The sequence below is a fragment of the Escherichia sp. WS33 genome (assembly GCF_046486385.1).
Lineage (GTDB): Bacteria > Pseudomonadota > Gammaproteobacteria > Enterobacterales > Enterobacteriaceae > ECMA0423.
This window is the reverse complement of record NZ_JBJQLJ010000022.1, coordinates 44,353-63,254: the sequence shown is the minus strand read 5'-3', so window position 1 is coordinate 63,254 and position 18,902 is coordinate 44,353. Positions and strand designations below refer to the sequence as shown.

At 50.3% G+C, this 18,902-nt stretch carries 20 protein-coding genes; 12 read left to right on the top strand and 8 right to left on the bottom strand.

Translation table 11 applies throughout. The features are described from left to right. Positions 1-29: 29 nt before the first annotated feature. The 4 genes from xylA to yiaA all read left to right on the top strand — a co-directional run bounded on the left by xylA (position 30) and on the right by yiaA (position 3,871). On the top strand, positions 30-1,352 hold the full coding sequence (gene xylA / locus ACJHXA_RS17325; RefSeq protein WP_001149592.1) for a xylose isomerase: 1,323 nt from the start codon (positions 30-32) through the stop codon (positions 1,350-1,352). Between the two features lie 71 nt (positions 1,353-1,423). Continuing rightward, positions 1,424-2,878 carry a xylulokinase gene (xylB, locus tag ACJHXA_RS17320; protein ID WP_000275386.1) on the top strand — a complete coding sequence of 485 codons (1,455 nt, stop codon included), beginning with the start codon at positions 1,424-1,426 and terminating at the stop codon, positions 2,876-2,878. A gap of 168 nt (positions 2,879-3,046) precedes the next feature. Next, positions 3,047-3,388, top strand: coding sequence for an inner membrane protein YiaB (gene yiaB, locus ACJHXA_RS17315; protein WP_000858193.1), 342 nt, complete (start codon positions 3,047-3,049; stop codon positions 3,386-3,388). Positions 3,389-3,433: 45 nt separating this feature from the next. Beyond that, complete coding sequence (gene yiaA, locus ACJHXA_RS17310; protein ID WP_001296808.1) at positions 3,434-3,871, top strand: inner membrane protein YiaA; 438 nt, start codon at positions 3,434-3,436, stop codon at positions 3,869-3,871. A 41-nt stretch (positions 3,872-3,912) separates the two neighbouring features. On the opposite strand, the gene wecH is transcribed toward yiaA, so the two are convergent. Further along, positions 3,913-4,908, bottom strand: a complete 996-nt coding sequence (gene wecH / locus ACJHXA_RS17305) for an O-acetyltransferase WecH (RefSeq protein ID WP_001182653.1) — start codon at positions 4,906-4,908, stop codon at positions 3,913-3,915. Between the two features lie 174 nt (positions 4,909-5,082). On the opposite strand from wecH, the gene ACJHXA_RS17300 reads away from it, so the two are divergent. The 4 genes from ACJHXA_RS17300 (at position 5,083) to hokA (ending at position 8,945) form a co-directional block, all read left to right on the top strand. Continuing rightward, positions 5,083-5,382, top strand: a complete 300-nt coding sequence (locus tag ACJHXA_RS17300; protein ID WP_000980111.1) for a YsaB family lipoprotein — start codon at positions 5,083-5,085, stop codon at positions 5,380-5,382. Between the two features lie 94 nt (positions 5,383-5,476). Beyond that, positions 5,477-6,388, top strand: coding sequence for a glycine--tRNA ligase subunit alpha (gene glyQ, locus ACJHXA_RS17295; protein ID WP_001168544.1), 912 nt, complete (start codon positions 5,477-5,479; stop codon positions 6,386-6,388). Positions 6,389-6,397: 9 nt separating this feature from the next. Next, positions 6,398-8,467 (top strand): glycine--tRNA ligase subunit beta, encoded by a 2,070-nt coding sequence (gene glyS, locus ACJHXA_RS17290; protein WP_001291774.1) that lies wholly within the window; start codon positions 6,398-6,400, stop codon positions 8,465-8,467. Positions 8,468-8,792: 325 nt separating this feature from the next. Beyond that, positions 8,793-8,945 (top strand): type I toxin-antitoxin system toxin HokA, encoded by a 153-nt coding sequence (gene hokA / locus ACJHXA_RS17285; RefSeq protein WP_001135735.1) that lies wholly within the window; start codon positions 8,793-8,795, stop codon positions 8,943-8,945. On the opposite strand, the gene ACJHXA_RS17280 is transcribed toward hokA, so the two are convergent. The 3 genes from ACJHXA_RS17280 to ACJHXA_RS17270 form a co-directional block, all read right to left on the bottom strand. Beyond that, positions 8,934-8,993, bottom strand: a complete 60-nt coding sequence (locus ACJHXA_RS17280) for a hypothetical protein (protein ID WP_212591412.1) — start codon at positions 8,991-8,993, stop codon at positions 8,934-8,936. The two genes, hokA and ACJHXA_RS17280, sit on opposite strands and share 12 nt — an antisense overlap. A 139-nt stretch (positions 8,994-9,132) precedes the next feature. Then, positions 9,133-9,345: an RNA chaperone/antiterminator CspA gene (gene cspA, locus ACJHXA_RS17275; RefSeq protein ID WP_000014594.1), complete on the bottom strand. Its 213-nt coding sequence runs from the start codon at positions 9,343-9,345 to the stop codon at positions 9,133-9,135. Positions 9,346-9,625: 280 nt separating this feature from the next. Next, positions 9,626-9,916 (bottom strand): HTH-type transcriptional regulator, encoded by a 291-nt coding sequence (locus tag ACJHXA_RS17270; protein ID WP_000455798.1) that lies wholly within the window; start codon positions 9,914-9,916, stop codon positions 9,626-9,628. 433 nt (positions 9,917-10,349) lie between these two features. Here ACJHXA_RS17270 and ACJHXA_RS17265 point away from each other — a divergent pair, with 433 nt between their 5' ends. Beyond that, on the top strand, positions 10,350-11,060 hold the full coding sequence (locus tag ACJHXA_RS17265; RefSeq protein WP_000190517.1) for a DUF3053 domain-containing protein: 711 nt from the start codon (positions 10,350-10,352) through the stop codon (positions 11,058-11,060). Between the two features lie 49 nt (positions 11,061-11,109). Here ACJHXA_RS17265 and ghrB read toward each other — a convergent pair whose 3' ends face one another. Together ghrB and ACJHXA_RS17255 are read right to left on the bottom strand one after the other, a co-directional pair. Further along, positions 11,110-12,084 carry a glyoxylate/hydroxypyruvate reductase GhrB gene (ghrB, locus tag ACJHXA_RS17260; protein ID WP_000805027.1) on the bottom strand — a complete coding sequence of 325 codons (975 nt, stop codon included), beginning with the start codon at positions 12,082-12,084 and terminating at the stop codon, positions 11,110-11,112. A gap of 103 nt (positions 12,085-12,187) precedes the next feature. Then, complete coding sequence (locus tag ACJHXA_RS17255; protein ID WP_000747625.1) at positions 12,188-12,847, bottom strand: OmpA family lipoprotein; 660 nt, start codon at positions 12,845-12,847, stop codon at positions 12,188-12,190. A gap of 152 nt (positions 12,848-12,999) precedes the next feature. On the opposite strand from ACJHXA_RS17255, the gene bisC reads away from it, so the two are divergent. Beyond that, positions 13,000-15,333 carry a biotin sulfoxide reductase gene (bisC, locus tag ACJHXA_RS17250; RefSeq protein WP_000013909.1) on the top strand — a complete coding sequence of 778 codons (2,334 nt, stop codon included), beginning with the start codon at positions 13,000-13,002 and terminating at the stop codon, positions 15,331-15,333. On the opposite strand, the gene ACJHXA_RS17245 is transcribed toward bisC, so the two are convergent. Continuing rightward, positions 15,302-15,742 carry an N-acetyltransferase gene (locus ACJHXA_RS17245; protein WP_000617478.1) on the bottom strand — a complete coding sequence of 147 codons (441 nt, stop codon included), beginning with the start codon at positions 15,740-15,742 and terminating at the stop codon, positions 15,302-15,304. The genes bisC and ACJHXA_RS17245 overlap by 32 nt on opposite strands. Next, on the bottom strand, positions 15,739-16,302 hold the full coding sequence (gene tag / locus ACJHXA_RS17240) for a DNA-3-methyladenine glycosylase I (protein WP_000438953.1): 564 nt from the start codon (positions 16,300-16,302) through the stop codon (positions 15,739-15,741). Before tag ends, ACJHXA_RS17245 begins: the two co-directional genes overlap by 4 nt. A gap of 157 nt (positions 16,303-16,459) precedes the next feature. Here tag and ACJHXA_RS17235 point away from each other — a divergent pair, with 157 nt between their 5' ends. Continuing rightward, a complete protein-coding gene (locus ACJHXA_RS17235; protein ID WP_001296791.1) occupies positions 16,460-17,158 on the top strand; it encodes an autotransporter outer membrane beta-barrel domain-containing protein in 699 nt (232 codons plus the stop codon). 228 nt (positions 17,159-17,386) lie between these two features. Then, positions 17,387-18,595, top strand: a complete 1,209-nt coding sequence (locus ACJHXA_RS17230; protein WP_000189027.1) for an MFS transporter — start codon at positions 17,387-17,389, stop codon at positions 18,593-18,595. The last annotated feature ends 307 nt before the right edge of the window (positions 18,596-18,902 follow it).

Below are 18,902 nucleotides of genomic sequence, written 5' to 3'. Positions count from 1 at the left end.
CGCGGCATTACCTGATTATGGAGTTCAATATGCAAGCCTATTTTGACCAGCTCGATCGCGTTCGTTATGAAGGCTCAAAATCCTCAAACCCGTTAGCATTCCGTCACTACAATCCCGACGAACTGGTGTTGGGCAAGCGTATGGAAGAGCACTTGCGTTTTGCCGCCTGCTACTGGCACACATTCTGCTGGAACGGGGCGGACATGTTTGGTGTGGGGGCGTTTAATCGTCCGTGGCAGCAGCCTGGTGAGGCACTGGCGTTGGCGAAGCGTAAAGCAGATGTCGCATTTGAGTTTTTCCACAAGTTACATGTGCCATTTTATTGCTTCCACGATGTGGATGTTTCCCCTGAGGGCGCGTCGTTAAAAGAGTACATCAATAATTTTGCGCAAATGGTTGATGTCCTGGCAGGCAAGCAAGAAGAGAGCGGCGTGAAGCTGCTGTGGGGAACCGCTAACTGCTTTACAAACCCTCGCTATGGCGCGGGTGCGGCGACGAACCCAGATCCTGAAGTCTTCAGTTGGGCGGCAACGCAAGTTGTTACAGCGATGGAAGCAACCCATAAATTGGGCGGTGAAAACTATGTCCTGTGGGGCGGTCGTGAAGGTTACGAAACGCTGTTAAATACCGACTTGCGTCAGGAGCGTGAACAGCTGGGCCGCTTTATGCAGATGGTGGTTGAGCATAAACATAAAATCGGTTTCCAGGGCACGTTGCTTATCGAACCGAAACCGCAAGAACCGACCAAACATCAATATGATTACGATGCCGCGACGGTCTATGGCTTCCTGAAACAGTTTGGTCTGGAAAAAGAGATTAAACTGAACATTGAAGCTAACCACGCGACGCTGGCAGGTCACTCTTTCCATCATGAAATTGCCACCGCCATTGCGCTTGGCCTGTTCGGTTCTGTCGACGCCAACCGTGGCGATGCGCAACTGGGCTGGGACACCGACCAGTTCCCGAACAGTGTGGAAGAGAATGCGCTGGTGATGTATGAAATTCTCAAAGCAGGCGGTTTCACCACCGGTGGTCTGAACTTCGATGCCAAAGTACGTCGTCAAAGTACTGATAAATATGATCTGTTTTACGGTCATATCGGCGCGATGGATACGATGGCACTGGCGCTGAAAATTGCAGCGCGCATGATTGAAGATGGCGAGCTGGATAAACGCATCGCGCAGCGTTATTCCGGCTGGAATAGCGAATTGGGCCAGCAAATCCTGAAAGGCCAAATGTCACTGGCAGATTTAGCCAAATATGCTCAGGAACATAATTTGTCTCCGGTGCATCAGAGTGGTCGCCAGGAGCAACTGGAAAATCTGGTAAATCATTATCTGTTCGACAAATAACGGCTAACTGTGCAGTCCGTTGGCCCGGTTATCGGTAGCGATACCGGGCATTTTTTTAAGGAACGATCGATATGTATATCGGGATAGATCTTGGCACCTCGGGCGTAAAAGTTATTTTGCTCAACGAGCAGGGTGAGGTGGTTGCTTCGCAAACGGAAAAGCTGACCGTTTCGCGCCCGCATCCACTCTGGTCGGAACAAGACCCGGAACAGTGGTGGCAGGCAACTGATCGCGCAATGAAAGCTCTGGGCGATCAGCATTCTCTGCAGGACGTTAAAGCATTGGGTATTGCCGGCCAGATGCATGGAGCAACCTTACTGGATGCTCAACAACGGGTATTGCGCCCTGCCATTTTGTGGAACGACGGGCGCTGTGCGCAAGAGTGCACTTTGCTGGAAGCGAGAGTTCCGCAATCACGAGTGATTACCGGCAACCTGATGATGCCCGGATTTACTGCGCCTAAATTGCTATGGGTTCAGCGGCATGAGCCGGAGATATTCCGTCAAATCGACAAAGTATTATTACCGAAAGATTACTTGCGTCTGCGTATGACGGGGGAGTTTGCCAGCGATATGTCTGACGCAGCTGGCACCATGTGGCTGGATGTCGCAAAGCGTGACTGGAGTGACGTCATGCTGCAGGCTTGCGACTTATCTCGTGACCAGATGCCCGCATTATACGAAGGCAGCGAAATTACTGGTGCTTTGTTACCTGAAGTTGCGAAAGCGTGGGGTATGGCGACGGTGCCAGTTGTTGCAGGCGGTGGCGACAATGCAGCTGGTGCAGTTGGTGTGGGAATGGTTGATGCTAATCAGGCAATGTTATCGCTGGGGACGTCGGGGGTCTATTTTGCTGTCAGCGAAGGGTTCTTAAGCAAGCCAGAAAGCGCTGTACACAGCTTTTGCCATGCGCTACCGCAGCGTTGGCATTTAATGTCTGTAATGCTGAGTGCAGCATCGTGTCTGGATTGGGTCGCGAAATTAACCGGCCTGTGCAATGTCCCAGCTTTAATCGCTGCAGCTCAACAGGCTGATGAAAGTGCCGAGCCAGTTTGGTTTCTGCCTTATCTTTCCGGCGAGCGTACACCACACAATAATCCCCAGGCGAAGGGGGTTTTCTTTGGTTTGACTCATCAACATGGCCCCAATGAACTGGCGCGAGCAGTGCTGGAAGGCGTGGGTTATGCGCTGGCAGATGGCATGGATGTCGTGCATGCCTGCGGCATTAAACCGCAAAGTGTTACGTTGATTGGTGGCGGGGCGCGTAGTGAGTACTGGCGTCAGATGCTGGCGGATATCAGCGGTCAGCAGCTCGATTACCGTACGGGGGGGGATGTGGGGCCAGCACTGGGCGCAGCAAGGCTGGCGCAGATTGCGGCGAATCCAGAGAAATCGCTCATTGAGTTGTTGCCGCAGCTACCGTTAGAACAGTCGCATCTACCAGATGCGCAGCGTTATGCCGCTTATCAGCCACGACGTGAAACGTTCCGTCGCCTCTATCAGCAACTTCTGCCATTAATGGCGTAAACGTTATCCCCTGCCTGACCGGGTGGGGGATAATTCACATCTATATATCTCACTAATTAATTAATATTTAGTATGAATTTATTCTGAAAATCATTTGTTAATGGCATTTTTCAGTTTTGTCTTTCGTTGGTTACTCGTAATGTATCGCTGGTAGATATGGAGATCGTTATGAAAACCTCAAAAACTGTGGCAAAACTATTATTTGTTGTCGGGGCGCTGGTTTATCTGGTTGGGCTATGGATCTCATGCCCATTGCTAAGTGGAAAAGGCTATTTTCTTGGCGTGTTAATGACAGCAACTTTTGGTAACTATGCATATCTTCGCGCAGAAAAACTCGGGCAACTGGATAATTTTTTTACCCATATCTGCCAGTTAGTTGCGTTAATCACTATCGGTCTCTTGTTTATCGGTGTTTTAAATGCACCTATCAATGCTTATGAAATGGTGATCTACCCCATCGCCTTTTTTGTCTGCTTGTTTGGTCAAATGCGTTTGTTTCGCTCGGTATGAGCAACATAAAGCTCTTACACATTCAGGAATGAAAGGAATACTGTGATGGACAACAAAATATCAACCTATTCACCGGCCTTTAGTATTGTGTCATGGATAGCTCTCGTTGGTGGTATCGTTACCTATCTGTTAGGGCTATGGAATGCAGAGATGCAGTTAAATGAAAAAGGGTATTATTTTGCCGTACTGGTGTTAGGACTGTTTTCTGCTGCGTCTTATCAAAAGACCGTTCGGGACAAGTATGAAGGCATACCGACCACTTCCATTTATTATATGACCTGCCTGACTGTCTTTATTATCTCTGTTGCATTACTGATGGTAGGTCTGTGGAATGCGACATTATTACTCAGTGAAAAAGGTTTTTATGGACTGGCTTTCTTCTTAAGCTTGTTTGGTGCAGTAGCGGTGCAGAAGAATATTCGTGATGCCGGAATAAACCCGCCAAAAGAAACACAGGTTACCCAGGAAGAATACAGCGAATAATTCACGTAAGCCCGGTCAGTCCAATGTGAACGGGCTTTTACTTAACTCACTAATCTGTTTCTGTCGATTCGTTGTACCAGCATAGAAAGTAACAAACTCGCTGCCAACGTCGCGCAAAAGATCCAAATAATATCCAGTATTGGCCAATTTTTAAGCTCAATTCCCCGGGTGCGCAGCGCATGGATAATCAAGGCGTGGAATCCGTATATACCCAATGAATGGCGGGAGATTAAGCCAAGTCCGCGAATGGTACGCGTATCCAGCGTGTTTTTAACCAGAGTCAATAGCGCGATTGCGCAGATAAAAACCATCGGCCCACAGTAAAGATACCAGGTATCGGCAAAATTTCCGCGCCACTGCAATTCATATAATGTCCCGCGAGAGATAATAAAAACCCCCGTCGCAAACAGCGCGGCGCTCACCCACGACAGTGCTTTATGCTGTGTGTCCATCATCCCTATAGCGCGGCCCAACATGCCATACAGAATGTAGTAAAAAGTATCGCCATTGATATATAAGTTAATTGGCAGCCATTCAAAACCGTCAATTTTCTGCGGCACTGTGTTTGGGTTAGCGATAATGCCAATCACCACCATTAGCACCAGCAACATTTTTCCGCCGACGTTCTTCACCTGAATCAGCGGTGAAACCAGATAAATCACCGCAATCGCGAAGAAAAACCACAAGTGGTAAAACACTGGCTTTTGCAGCAGGTTTTTCAGCGCTAACTCCATATTGATGGAGGTAAACAGCGCAATGTAGAGCAGTGCGATTGCGCTATAAAAAATCAGACATAAGCCGATACGCAAGAAATGGCGCGGCTGGGCGCTGCGTTCGCCAAAAAAGAGATAGCCGGAAATCATGAAAAATAGCGGCACGCTGACACGAGAGGCAGAATTCAGAACATTGGCGATATCCCATGTGACGGGGCTAACACTATGAGCATTGGTCACATACCAGGTAGTGGTGTGAATCATCACCACCATTAAACACGCTATCCCTCGCAGGTTATCAATCCAGTAAATTTTGGGCTGCATCTGTGTCTCTGTATCTGGTTAAAAAAAGTCTGACCGATAAATCATTTGGTTGGCGCACTGGAATAATCTGAGTTTTATCACTACAGCTTATAGAGGCTTAAGGAAATTCGTAAGATATCAGCCACTATACCGATATAAATAATAAGACTCACCTGCAAACCAGACGGTAATTTAATGATGATGAACGCTTTCTTTCCGGCAATGGCGCTTATGGTGCTAGTGGGTTGTTCTACACCGTCACCCGTGCAGAAAGCACAACGGGTAAAGGTTGATCCTCTGCGTTCGTTGAATATGGAAGCGTTATGCAAGGATCAGGCGGCAAAACGTTATAACACCGGCGAGCAAAAAATCGACGTCACCGCCTTCGAACAGTTCCAGGGAAGCTATGAAATGCGCGGTTATACCTTCCGTAAAGAGCAGTTTGTCTGTTCTTTTGACGCAGATGGCCATTTTTTGCATCTTTCCATGCGTTAAGCCCTGCTTTTTCCCGTTTCGTACTGTATATCTTCCATCCAGCGGGTATACTGATCCCTTCCTTTAAATCCACACGTATCCAGCACGAAATAATATGCAAAAGTTTGATACCAGGACCTTCCAGGGCTTGATCCTGACCTTACAGGATTACTGGGCTCGCCAGGGCTGCACCATTGTTCAACCATTGGACATGGAAGTCGGCGCGGGAACCTCTCACCCAATGACCTGTCTGCGCGCGCTGGGGCCAGAACCGATGGCGGCTGCTTATGTTCAGCCTTCTCGTCGCCCGACCGATGGTCGCTACGGCGAAAACCCCAACCGTTTACAGCACTACTATCAGTTCCAGGTGGTCATTAAGCCATCGCCGGACAATATTCAGGAGCTGTACCTCGGTTCTCTGAAAGAGCTGGGCATGGACCCGACTATTCACGACATCCGTTTCGTGGAAGATAACTGGGAAAACCCGACTCTGGGTGCCTGGGGACTGGGCTGGGAAGTGTGGCTAAACGGCATGGAAGTGACGCAGTTCACTTACTTCCAGCAGGTTGGTGGTCTGGAGTGTAAACCGGTTACCGGCGAGATCACCTACGGTCTGGAACGTCTGGCCATGTACATTCAGGGCGTAGACAGCGTTTACGACCTGGTCTGGAGCGACGGCCCGCTGGGTAAAACCACCTACGGCGACGTGTTCCATCAGAACGAAGTGGAGCAGTCCACTTACAACTTCGAATACGCGGATGTGGACTTCCTGTTCACCTGCTTTGAGCAGTACGAGAAAGAAGCGCAGCAGCTGCTGGCGCTGGAAAATCCGCTGCCGCTGCCAGCCTACGAGCGTATTCTGAAAGCCGCCCACAGCTTCAACCTGCTGGATGCGCGTAAAGCCATCTCCGTCACCGAGCGTCAGCGCTACATTCTGCGCATTCGCACCCTGACCAAAGCAGTGGCAGAAGCATACTACGCTTCCCGTGAAGCCCTCGGCTTCCCGATGTGCAACAAAGATAAGTAAGAGGCGGCTATGTCTGAGAAAACTTTTCTGGTGGAAATCGGCACTGAAGAGCTGCCACCAAAAGCACTGCGCAGCCTGGCTGAGTCCTTTGCTGCGAATTTTACTGCGGAGCTGGATAACGCTGGCCTCGCACACGGCACCGTTCAATGGTTTGCTGCTCCGCGTCGTCTGGCGCTGAAAGTAGCTAACCTGGCGGAAGCGCAACCGGATCGTGAAATCGAAAAACGCGGCCCGGCGATTGCCCAGGCGTTCGACGCTGAAGGCAAACCGAGCAAAGCGGCAGAAGGTTGGGCGCGTGGTTGCGGTATTACCGTTGACCAGGCTGAGCGTCTGACTACCGATAAAGGCGAATGGCTGCTGTATCGCGCCCATGTGAAGGGCGAAAGCACCGAAGCACTGCTGCCGAATATGGTTGCGACTTCTCTGGCGAAACTGCCGATCCCGAAACTGATGCGTTGGGGCGCAAGCGACGTGCACTTCGTGCGTCCGGTGCACACCGTGACCCTGCTGCTGGGCGACAAAGTCATTCCGGCAACCATTCTGGGCATTCAGTCCGATCGCGTGATTCGCGGCCACCGCTTTATGGGCGAACCGGAATTCACCATCGACAACGCCGATCAGTATCCGGAAATTCTGCGTGAGCGCGGGAAAGTCATCGCCGATTACGAAGAACGTAAAGCGAAGATTAAAGCCGATGCCGAAGAAGCAGCGCGTAAGATTGGCGGTAACGCTGACTTAAGCGAAAGCCTGCTGGAAGAAGTGGCTTCGCTGGTGGAGTGGCCGGTCGTTCTGACCGCAAAATTCGAAGAGAAATTCCTCGCGGTGCCGGCTGAAGCCCTGGTTTACACCATGAAAGGTGACCAGAAATACTTCCCGGTGTATGCGAACGATGGCAAACTGCTGCCGAACTTCATCTTCGTTGCCAACATCGAATCGAAAGATCCGCAGCAAATTATCTCTGGTAACGAGAAAGTCGTTCGTCCACGTCTGGCGGATGCCGAGTTCTTCTTCAATACCGACCGTAAAAAACGTCTGGAAGATAACCTGCCGCGCCTGCAAACCGTGCTGTTCCAGCAACAGCTGGGTACGCTGCGCGACAAAACTGACCGCATCCAGGCGCTGGCTGGCTGGATTGCTGAACAGATTGGCGCTGACGTTAACCACGCAACCCGTGCGGGCCTGCTGTCTAAGTGTGACCTGATGACCAACATGGTCTTCGAGTTCACCGACACCCAGGGCGTTATGGGGATGCACTATGCGCGTCACGATGGCGAAGCGGAAGATGTCGCGGTGGCGCTGAATGAGCAGTATCAGCCGCGCTTTGCCGGTGATGACCTGCCGTCTAACCCGGTAGCCTGTGCGCTGGCGATTGCTGACAAGATGGATACTCTGGCGGGTATCTTCGGTATCGGCCAGCATCCGAAAGGCGACAAAGACCCGTTTGCGCTGCGTCGTGCCGCACTTGGCGTGCTGCGAATTATCGTTGAGAAGAACCTCAACCTTGATCTGCAAACGCTGACCGAAGAAGCAGTGCGTCTGTATGGCGATAAGCTGACTAACGCCAACGTGGTTGATGATGTTATCGACTTTATGCTCGGTCGCTTCCGCGCCTGGTATCAGGACGAAGGTTACACCGTTGACACCATCCAGGCGGTACTGGCGCGTCGTCCGACTCGTCCGGCTGATTTCGATGCCCGCATGAAAGCGGTATCGCACTTCCGTACCCTTGAAGCAGCTGCTGCACTGGCGGCGGCGAACAAGCGTGTCTCCAACATTTTGGCGAAATCTGACGAAGTGCTGAGCGACCGCGTGAATGCCTCTACCCTGAAAGAGCCGGAAGAAATTAAACTGGCGATGCAGGTTGTGGTGCTACGTGACAAGCTGGAGCCGTACTTTGCGGAAGGTCGTTACCAGGATGCGCTGGTCGAACTGGCAGAGCTGCGTGAGCCGGTTGATGCTTTCTTCGATAAAGTGATGGTCATGGTTGATGACAAAGAATTGCGTCTCAACCGTCTGACCATGCTGGAGAAACTGCGCGAACTGTTCCTGCGCGTTGCGGATATTTCGCTGTTGCAGTAATAACGCCGTTATTAAAAAGCCTGCCATCTGGCAGGCTTTTTTTATTATCGCTAAATAATACAGCAACCTTTAATAATCTTCTGCTGAATAAAGATTATCTCATATATTAATTTTATGAGGTTTTTTTAGGATTATATCAAGGAGAAGAAACAAACTTATTAAGCTAGAATAGCCACGGGTGCTTGAGACTGTTTGTCTCAGGTATTCACCGAAAGGCAGACAGAGAAAAGCCCCACCTGACTATAAATCAAAGTGAGGCTACCCTATGCCTGAACACCATAAGGTTAGCCTCTTACTCGTTGGAAATCAACACAGGGGGCTGGGAATGCCGCAGAAATATAGATTACTTTCTTTAATAGTGATTTGTTTCACGCTTTTATTTTTCACCTGGATGATAAGAGATTCACTGTGTGAATTGCATATTAAACAGGGGTGTTATGAGCTGGCGGCATTTTTAGCCTGCAATTTAAAAGAGTAAGAGTCTTCGGCGGGAAGTTATTCCCGCCTTTCTTACGGCGTTGCGCATTCTCATTGCACCCAAATTTATTTTTCACAAAAATAATACTAGATTTTATTACGCGATCGATTATTTATTTCCTGAAAAACAAATAAAAAAATCCCCGCCAAATGGCAGGGATCTTAGATTCTGTGCTTTTAAGCAGAGATTACAGGCTGGTTACGTTACCAGCTGCCGGGCCTTTAGCGCCGCTTTCGATGGTGAAGGACACTTTCTGACCTTCGTCCAGAGATTTGTAACCATCGTTCTGGATAGCAGAGAAGTGTACGAACACGTCTTTAGAGCCATCGTCAGGAGTGATGAAGCCGAAGCCTTTGTCAGCGTTGAACCATTTTACGATACCAGTCATTTTACCGGACATAGTGTATTACCTTTAATAATTAAGTGTGCCTTTCGGCGATATGGCGTGCTTTACAGATTTTGAAGCGTTAAAGGAATGTGCACTACGAGGGGTATCAACGATAACTCTTGAAGGGACTTGCCTTACTACACTGCTTTAATGGTCTGTACGTCAAACCGTTGATGTGCATTAAGCCACGCATTGGCGGGTGATGCAACAATTATTTTTCATATTTATGATTAATCGGTTGGAAAACGGTCCTGTCATCAGGACCGTAAACAGCAATAAAGTGGATAAAAGTCTATTCCATCAACTGCTTACTTAATGCCGGGTTGGCTTGAATCAAACGCATCAATTTTAGTTCGGCACTTGAAGGCTTCACGCGTCTGGATTCCCATTCCTTTACCATGGCGACTGATACGCCCAAAACCCGGGCGAAATCATCGATTTTTAATCCTGTCCCTTTTCGTAACTGCTCAATTTCGGTACAGGACGTTGTTCTGTGCGTCAGGGTAATTTTCTGCGTTTCATCTTTAAAAACAATCTGTTCCAGGCTGCTCAACAGCTCATGCATTGGATCTTTATATTCCATTGAAAACTCCTCAAATCACACTGCGGGATCGTGAATTGCATCGAAGCTCATTAAGAATAGTCGGGAAAAGCAGACACAGCGGGGTGAAGTCAGGGCATGCTCTGGCTATGATTCGATTCAGCCAGTCATTTAGCGTGACTTATAGCCACCTAACGATCTGATAAATGCCGATATATCTCTTACCACTCCTGGTTTGTAAAGATTTCGAAAATCTAACCTTCTGCGAAGGCGTAAATCTCTGGCTACAAAAAAAGCAACGGCACTATCATTTTTTAACAATGAAACAACAAATTAACCTTGTTTCATTTTCTCCATGATTTTACCAGGAAGATTACGTAGAAAGGGTATCCTGCAAGCCTGTCCTGGACTATCCTTGTCACGTCAGACACGCGTGTGTCGTTGTGCGCTTTTTTTGGGTGAAAGGAGTAAGAAAATGGCGACAGGAAAGTCCTGCTCTCGCTGGTTTGCGCCTCTTGCGGCGTTATTAATGGTAGTTAGCCTGAGTGGGTGTTTTGATAAAGAAGGCGATCAGCGTAAAGCGTTTATCGACTTCCTGCAGAATACAGTGATGCGTAGCGGTGAACGTCTACCAACCCTGACTGCCGATCAGAAAAAACAGTTTGGTCCTTTTGTCTCTGATTACGCGATTCTGTATGGTTATTCTCAGCAGGTGAATCAGGCGATGGATTCCGGTCTGCGCCCGGTCGTAGACAGCGTTAACGCAATTCGCGTACCGCAGGATTACGTTACGCAAAGCGGTCCGCTGCGTGAAATGAACGGTTCGCTGGGTGTGCTGGCGCAACAACTGCAAAATGCGAAGTTGCAGGCCGATGCTGCGCACTCTGCGCTAAAACAGACCGATGATTTGAAACCGGTCTTTGATCAGGCATTCACCAAAGTGGTAACGACGCCAGCTGATGCATTGCAACCGTTGATTCCGGCTGCACAAACTTTCACGCAACAACTGGTGATGGTTGGAGACTACATTGCTCAGCAAGGTACTCAGGTGAGCTTTGTCGCAAATGGCATCCAGTTCCCGACTTCACAGCAGGCAAGTGAATATAACAAACTGATTGCGCCATTACCGGCACAACATCAGGCGTTTAATCAGGCCTGGACTACAGCAGTTACTGCAACCCAATAAAGAGTAAAAGCCCGAGCGATTATCGGGCTTTACTTCACGCAGTCGCGGCTTAGTCCGCGACGTGCGGATTCACACAGTTCTTCTCAACCTTTCCTTGTAACGCATCAATCAAATTATCCACGGCACAGGCGGCCATGCCATAACGCGTCTCATGGGTGGCAGATCCAATATGCGGTACTGCGACGACGTTGGCCATTGAGAGCAACGGCGAATCTACGGACAGTGGCTCTTGTTCGAAGACATCCAGCCCGGCGGCGTGAATTTCGCCTTTCTGCAATGCAGCAATCAGTGCATTTTCATCAACCACCGGGCCACGTCCGGCATTAATGAAAATGGCGGAGGATTTCATTTTGGCGAATTGTTCTGCGCCAAACAGATGATGCGTCTCATCAGTTAACGGCAGGATCAGGCAAACGAAATCTGACTCTTGTAACAGAGTATCCAAATCGCAGTAGCGGGCGTTGAAGCGTTCTTCTGCTTCTTTATGGTGGCGGCGCGCGTTATAGAGGATGGGCATGTTGAAGCCAAAGTGCGCACGTTGTGCCAGCGCCATACCGATCCGTCCCATCCCGACAATGCCCAGTGTTTTATGGTGAACGTCAGTGCCGTACCAGTCCGGGCCTATGCTCGCGGTCCATTCGCCTGCTTTTACCCGTTCTGCTACCTCCACAACCCGACGAGCGGTAGACAACACCAGCGCCATCAGCGTATCGGCGACGGTTTCTGTTAATACGGTTGGCGTGTGCATCAGCAGAATTTTTCGGGCGGTAAGCGCATCGACATCAAAATTGTCATAGCCGACGGAGATCGTTGATGTGGCACGCAGTTTCGGCATTTTTTCCAGCAATGCGGCATCAACATTCTCGTTTGAACCCAGTAAACCTTCAGCTTCGGCAAAAATTGCTGCATTTTGTTCGACGGTTTGTGGGCTGAGGTTTGCCACCTGGTGAACGGTGAAATGCTCTTGCAGGCGTTGCAGTAAATCATCAGGTAAGGCTTTGTAGAGGATAACGGACGGCTTCATGCTTCTCTCCATTCACTGATAAGGCGATCACCTTAGCCTGAAATATGATGAAGGAAAACTGAAGAATGCCAGGTGATTTCTGCATCACCTGGCATGAAAGGGATTACAGCGGGCTTAAGGTAATTTCTACACGGCGGTTTTGCGCCTTACCTTCTGCGGTGCTGTTGCTGGCGATTGGGTTAGCCGGGCCAAGGCCCTGAGTACGGATGCGGCTGGCGTCCACGCCCTGGGTGATCAACGCGCTGGCAACGGAATCCGCACGTTGCTGGGAGAGACGCATGTTCAGGTCGTGACCACCCGTGCTGTCGGTATAACCAATCACGTTAACCGCCGTTTTCGGATACTCTTTCAGCACCATTGCCACGCCGGTCAGGGTGTTAGCGCCCGCAGGTTTCAGGGTCGCGCTGCTGCTGTCGAAGGTCACATTGTTCGGCATATTGAGGATAATGTTATCCCCGCTGCGGGTTACGCTAACACCAGTGCCGCGCATTTTGTCACGCAGCTTCGCTTCCTGCACATCCATGTAATAACCCACGCCGCCGCCCAGAGCTGCGCCTGCTGCTGCGCCAATCAGCGCGCCTTTACCGCGATCTTTCTTCGAAGAAGAGAGCGCACCAATACCCGCGCCCACGAGAGAGCCCAGACCTGCGCCGATAGCAGATTTACCTGCTTCGCGTTCGCCGGTGTAAGGGTTAGTTGTGCAGCCAGATACCGCCAGAGCGCCACTCACTACGGCGGCAATAAGATAAACACGTTTCTTCATTGTTAATCCTTAATAACCTTTTTATTCTTTGCCACGGGTTCCGTGGCGGGAGATTATGCCGCGTGAACATGAAGATTATTCCTGGGAATACTCGGAAATTTGTAAGTAATATTTAACTGCTCAATACATCTAACCTTTCAGGAGTTTTCGGTTTGGCCAACTCATCCTCACGATATTCCGTTCTGACTGCCGCCCATTGGGGGCCCATGCTGGTTGAAACCGACGGCGAAACCGTGTTTAGCTCGCATGGCGCGTTAGCCACAGGAATGGAAAACTCCTTGCAGAGCGCGGTTCGCGACCAGGTTCACAGCAATACACGGGTACGATTTCCAATGGTGCGCAAAGGCTTTCTCGCGTCACCGGAAAACCCGCAAGGCATTCGTGGGCAGGATGAATTTGTTCGCGTGAGTTGGGATGAGGCGCTGGATCTTATTCACCAACAACATAAACGCATTCGTGAGGCTTATGGTCCGGCATCGATTTTTGCTGGTTCCTACGGCTGGCGTTCAAACGGCGTGCTGCATAAGGCCTCGACATTATTACAACGCTATATGGCGCTGGCAGGCGGTTATATCGGGCATCTGGGGGATTATTCGACCGGTGCGGCACAGGCGATCATGCCGTATGTCGTGGGTGGCAGCGAAGTTTATCAACAGCAAACCAGTTGGCCGCTGGTGCTGGAACATAGCGATGTCGTGGTGTTGTGGAGTGCTAACCCACTCAATACGCTGAAAATTGCGTGGAATGCATCTGATGAGCAGGGGCTTTCTTACTTTTCCGCACTGCGTGACAGCGGGAAAAAGCTGATCTGTATTGATCCAATGCGATCGGAAACCGTCGATTTCTTTGGCGATAAAATGGAGTGGGTGGCACCGCACATGGGCACCGATGTTGCGCTGATGCTGGGGATCGCCCATACGCTGGTGGAAAATGGTTGGCACGACGAAGCGTTTCTGACGCGTTGCACCACAGGTTATGCCGTCTTCGCCTCTTATTTGCTGGGCGAGAGTGACGGAATAGCGAAAAACGCCGAATGGGCGGCAGAGATTTGTGGGGTTAACGCAGCGAAAATCCGCGAGCTGGCGGCTCTTTTCCACCAAAACACGACCATGCTGATGGCTGGCTGGGGAATGCAGCGCCAACAGTTTGGTGAGCAAAAACACTGGATGATCGTCACGCTGGCGGCAATGTTGGGGCAAATCGGCACACCCGGCGGCGGTTTTGGTCTTTCTTATCATTTTGCCAATGGTGGTAACCCCACGCGGCGTTCTGCGGTGCTCTCTTCCATGCAGGGTAGCTTGCCGGGTGGCTGCGATGCGGTGGATAAAATCCCTGTTGCCCGCATTGTTGAAGCACTGGAAAACCCTGGTGGCGCATATCAACACAACGGTATGAACCGACATTTCCCGGATATTCGTTTTATCTGGTGGGCGGGCGGTGCCAACTTTACTCATCATCAGGATACCAATCGTCTGATCCGTGCCTGGCAAAAACCGGAGCTGGTGGTGATCTCTGAATGCTTCTGGACGGCGGCGGCGAAACACGCGGATATCGTTCTGCCTGCGACTACCTCTTTTGAGCGTAATGATCTCACCATGACCGGTGATTACAGTAATCAGCATCTGGTGCCGATGAAGCAAGTGGTGCCGCCACGCTATGAAGCGCGTAATGATTTTGATGTTTTTGCCGAGTTGAGTGAACGTTGGGAGAAGGGCGGCTATGCGCGGTTTACGGAAGGAAAAAGTCAGCTGCAATGGCTGGAAACGTTTTATAACGTTGCCCGGCAGCGCGGGGCAAGCCAGCAGGTTGAATTGCCGCCATTTGCTGAGTTCTGGCAAGCCAACCAGTTAATTGAGATGCCGGAAAACCCGGACAGCGAGCGGTTTATTCGCTTCGCTGATTTTTGCCGCGATCCGCTGGCGCATCCGTTAAAAACCGCCAGCGGCAAGATTGAAATCTTCTCACAGCGTATTGCCGATTACGGTTACCCGGATTGCCCTGGGCATCCAATGTGGCTGGAGCCGGACGAATGGCAGGGCAATGCCGAACCAGAACAGTTGCAGGTACTTTCTGCCCATCCGGCGCACCGCCTGCACAGCCAGCTGAATTACAGTTCTCTGCGCGAATTGTACGCGGTAGCAAACCGTGAGCCTGTCACCATTCATCCTGACGATGCTCAGGCGCGCGGCATAACCGAAGGGGATATGGTGCGGGTGTGGAACTCCCGTGGGCAGATCCTTGCCGGAGCGGTCATTAGCGAGGGAATTAAACCTGGCGTGATTTGCATTCACGAAGGGGCATGGCCGGATCTGGATTTAACCGCTGACGGTATTTGTAAAAACGGCGCAGTGAACGTGCTGACCAAAGATCTCCCCAGCTCGCGGCTGGGGAATGGCTGTGCGGGTAATACGGCGCTGGCATGGCTGGAAAAATACAACGGTCCGGAACTGACACTTACAGCGTTTGAACCACCGGCCAGCTCATAATCCAGGTGGGTAGTTGGGTTTCATCCTGCCATGCGCAATCGACAATGTGAAAACCCTGCGCACGGTAAAAATCTATCGCCGGTTGATTTTTTTGATAAACCTCCAGCATCAGATGGGGATAGCGCTGCTGCACATACTGCATCAGCGCCTTACCAATACCGCGTCTGACGGCCTTCGGTGCGACAAACATTGCTGCCAGAAATCGGCCTTCCATAATGCTGACAAAACCGAGAAGCTTACCGTCCTCTTCCCAGACCCAGTTTTGCGCGTTGGCAAGATAGGCATCCCGCACCAGCGGAATGCAGTCACGCCAGTAATTCGCTTTTATAAAGGGATGCCCCCAGGTTGTACTTTCCAGCCACAGTTCGAGGATCGCGGGGAGTTCTGAACGTTGCGCTTCCCGAATCATGGTTTATTTCCCGGATAGCAACAGCAGCCAACCACATGATCATTCACCAGCCCACATGCCTGCATAAAGGAGTAACAGATTGTGGTGCCGACAAACTTAAAACCACGTTTTTTCAGTGCCTTAGATAGGGCGTCGGAGGCGGACGTAGATGTGGGAATTTCGCTCAACGTTGTGGCTTGTGTCACCTGTGGCTGATGATTTACAAACGACCAGACAAAGTCGGCAAACGGTTCGCCGTTCTGTTCCATTTGCAGGTACGCCCGCGCATTACCAATAATTGCCTGAATTTTCCCTCGATGGCGGATAATCCCGGCGTCCTGTACCAGTCTTTCGACATCCTCTTCCTGCATTGCTGCGACCTTCACCGGATCGAACTGATGAAAGCAGGCGCGATAGTTTTCGCGTTTTTTGAGGACGGTGATCCACGATAACCCAGCCTGCTGCCCTTCAAGGCAGATCATTTCGAACAGTTTTTTACTGTCAGTTTCAGGCACGCCCCATTCATTATCATGGTAGGCAATATAAAGCGGGTCCTGACTCACCCAGCCGCAACGTTCCATACTTTCCCTCGCTATGTACCCGATCGTAAAAATTTCAGCCGCTTTTCTTGACGCATCGGTGAAAAAGTCAATATTTAATACAGGGCTACTATGCCCGATATCCTTCATACAATGACAATAATATTGCCGAATTCGGCTCTTCCCTGGAGTCGTGTTAATGATCATAAAAAAAAGCGGTGGTCGCTGGCAGCTAAGCCTGCTGGCGAGCGTGGTAATCAGTGCCTTTTTTCTCAACACAGCTTACGCCTGGCAACAAGAATATATCGTTGATACGCAACCCGGACATTCCACAGAGCGTTACACCTGGGATAGTGATCATCAACCTGATTACAACGATATTTTGTCGCAACGTATTCAAAGTAGCCAAAGGGCGCTGGGACTGGAAGTCAATCTGGCGGAAGAAACTCCTGTGGATGTGACCAGCAGTATGAGTATGGGCTGGAATTTTCCTTTATATGAACAGGTTACAACCGGCCCGGTCGCGGCATTACATTACGATGGCACAACCACCTCGATGTATAACGAGTTTGGCGACAGTACTACCACGCTGACCGATCCGTTATGGCATGCCAGCGTGAGTAGCTTAGGCTGGCGTGTTGACTCCCGGCTTGGCGATCTCCGACCCTGGGCGCAAATCAGCTATAACCAGCAATTTGGCGAGAATATCTGGAAGGCGCAATCAGGCCTGAGCCGGATGACGGCGACAAACCAGAACGGCAACTGGCTGGATGTCACCGTAGGCGCTGATATGTTGCTCAATCAAAATATTGCCGCCTATGCCGCGCTAACTCAGGCAGAAAATACCACTAATAATAGCGACTATCTGTATACGATGGGGGTTAGCGCCAGATTTTAACGTTACAGTCACAATTGAAACCATTGAATAACAACAGTTGTGGCGATAGTGGGTGCTAACTTACCAAATAATAAATTTGGTGAATAATTGTCGCGTCATTCATTCCTGAACTAAGGCATTTCATTCCGTTCTGATGGCATTTCATGCCGTTTTTCCCCAGGCATAAAGTGCACTTCGTTATGGTTGTCGGCAGAGATTTTTCCTTTTTATTACTGCAGGAATACTGCCATGACACCTTCAAATTATCAGCGTACCCGCTGGCTGACACTCATCGGTACAATCATTACCCAGTTTGCGCTGGGGTCGGTTTATACCTGGAGCCTGTTTAATGGCGCGCTTTCCGCCAAGCTGGATGCGCCGGTAAGCCAGGTCGCTTTCTCTTTCGGCTTGTTAAGTCTGGGGCTGGCAATTTCATCTTCTGTTGCGGGCAAATTACAGGAACGTTTTGGCGTTAAACGCGTCACCATGGCTTCCGGCATTTTGCTGGGATTAGGCTTCTTCCTGACCGCGCATTCTGACAACCTGATGATGCTGTGGTTAAGCGCCGGTGTGCTGGTCGGTCTGGCGGATGGCGCGGGTTACCTGCTGACGCTCTCTAACTGCGTGAAGTGGTTCCCGGAGCGTAAAGGTCTGATATCCGCGTTCGCTATCGGTTCTTATGGTCTGGGTAGCCTGGGTTTCAAATTTATCGACACGCGGCTGCTGGAAACGGTGGGTCTGGAAAAAACCTTTGTGATTTGGGGAGCGATTGCGCTGGTGATGATTGTTTTCGGCGCAACGTTAATGAAAGACGCACCAAAACAGGAAGTGAAAACCAGCAATGGTGTGGTGGAGAAAGATTACACGCTGGCAGAGTCGATGCGTAAACCGCAGTACTGGATGTTAGCGGTAATGTTCCTGACTGCCTGCATGAGCGGCCTGTACGTGATTGGGGTAGCGAAAGATATCGCCCAAAGTCTGGCACACCTTGATGTGGTTTCCGCAGCTAATGCAGTCACTGTTATTTCCATCGCCAACCTTTCAGGTCGTCTGGTTCTGGGGATACTGTCTGACAAAATCGCCCGTATCCGTGTTATCACCATTGGTCAGGTGATTTCGCTAGTGGGTATGGCGGCCCTGCTGTTTGCACCACTGAATGCAGTGACGTTCTTTGCAGCGATTGCCTGCGTGGCATTTAACTTTGGCGGCACTATTACCGTCTTTCCGTCACTGGTCAGTGAGTTCTTCGGCCTCAATAACCTGGCGAAAAACTACGGTGTGATTTACCTCGGTTTCGGTATCGGTAGCATTTTTGGTTCGATTATCGCCTCACTGTTTGGCGGTTTCTATGTGACCTTCTACGTGATTTTCGCCCTGCTGATTCTGTCATTGGCGCTTTCTACGACGATTCGTCAGCCAGAGCAGAAAATGTTGCGTGAGGCGCATGGCTCCCTTTAATGCTCAGCCGCGAGCTACTGGGCTTCAGCTTCCGTGTGCATCAAACGCATCAACGAAATGTATAAACAATGACTCGTAAAATTTGGGCCAGTTAACTGGCCCTTTTTACTGCTTTTTGTAACGCTAAAGTCTCTTTTCAAACTTGCATTTTTGTAAATTTGTGCTTCATGCACACTCTTTCCCCACACTTTTTCGCTTTGCTGTGGTCTACTTATTCGCGCGTGTAGATTTTACTTATCTGACTACCTCCGCACTTTTCCCCTGCCGGGCCTGAAAAGCCGCTAAGCAGGGTGTTATCACCTGTTTG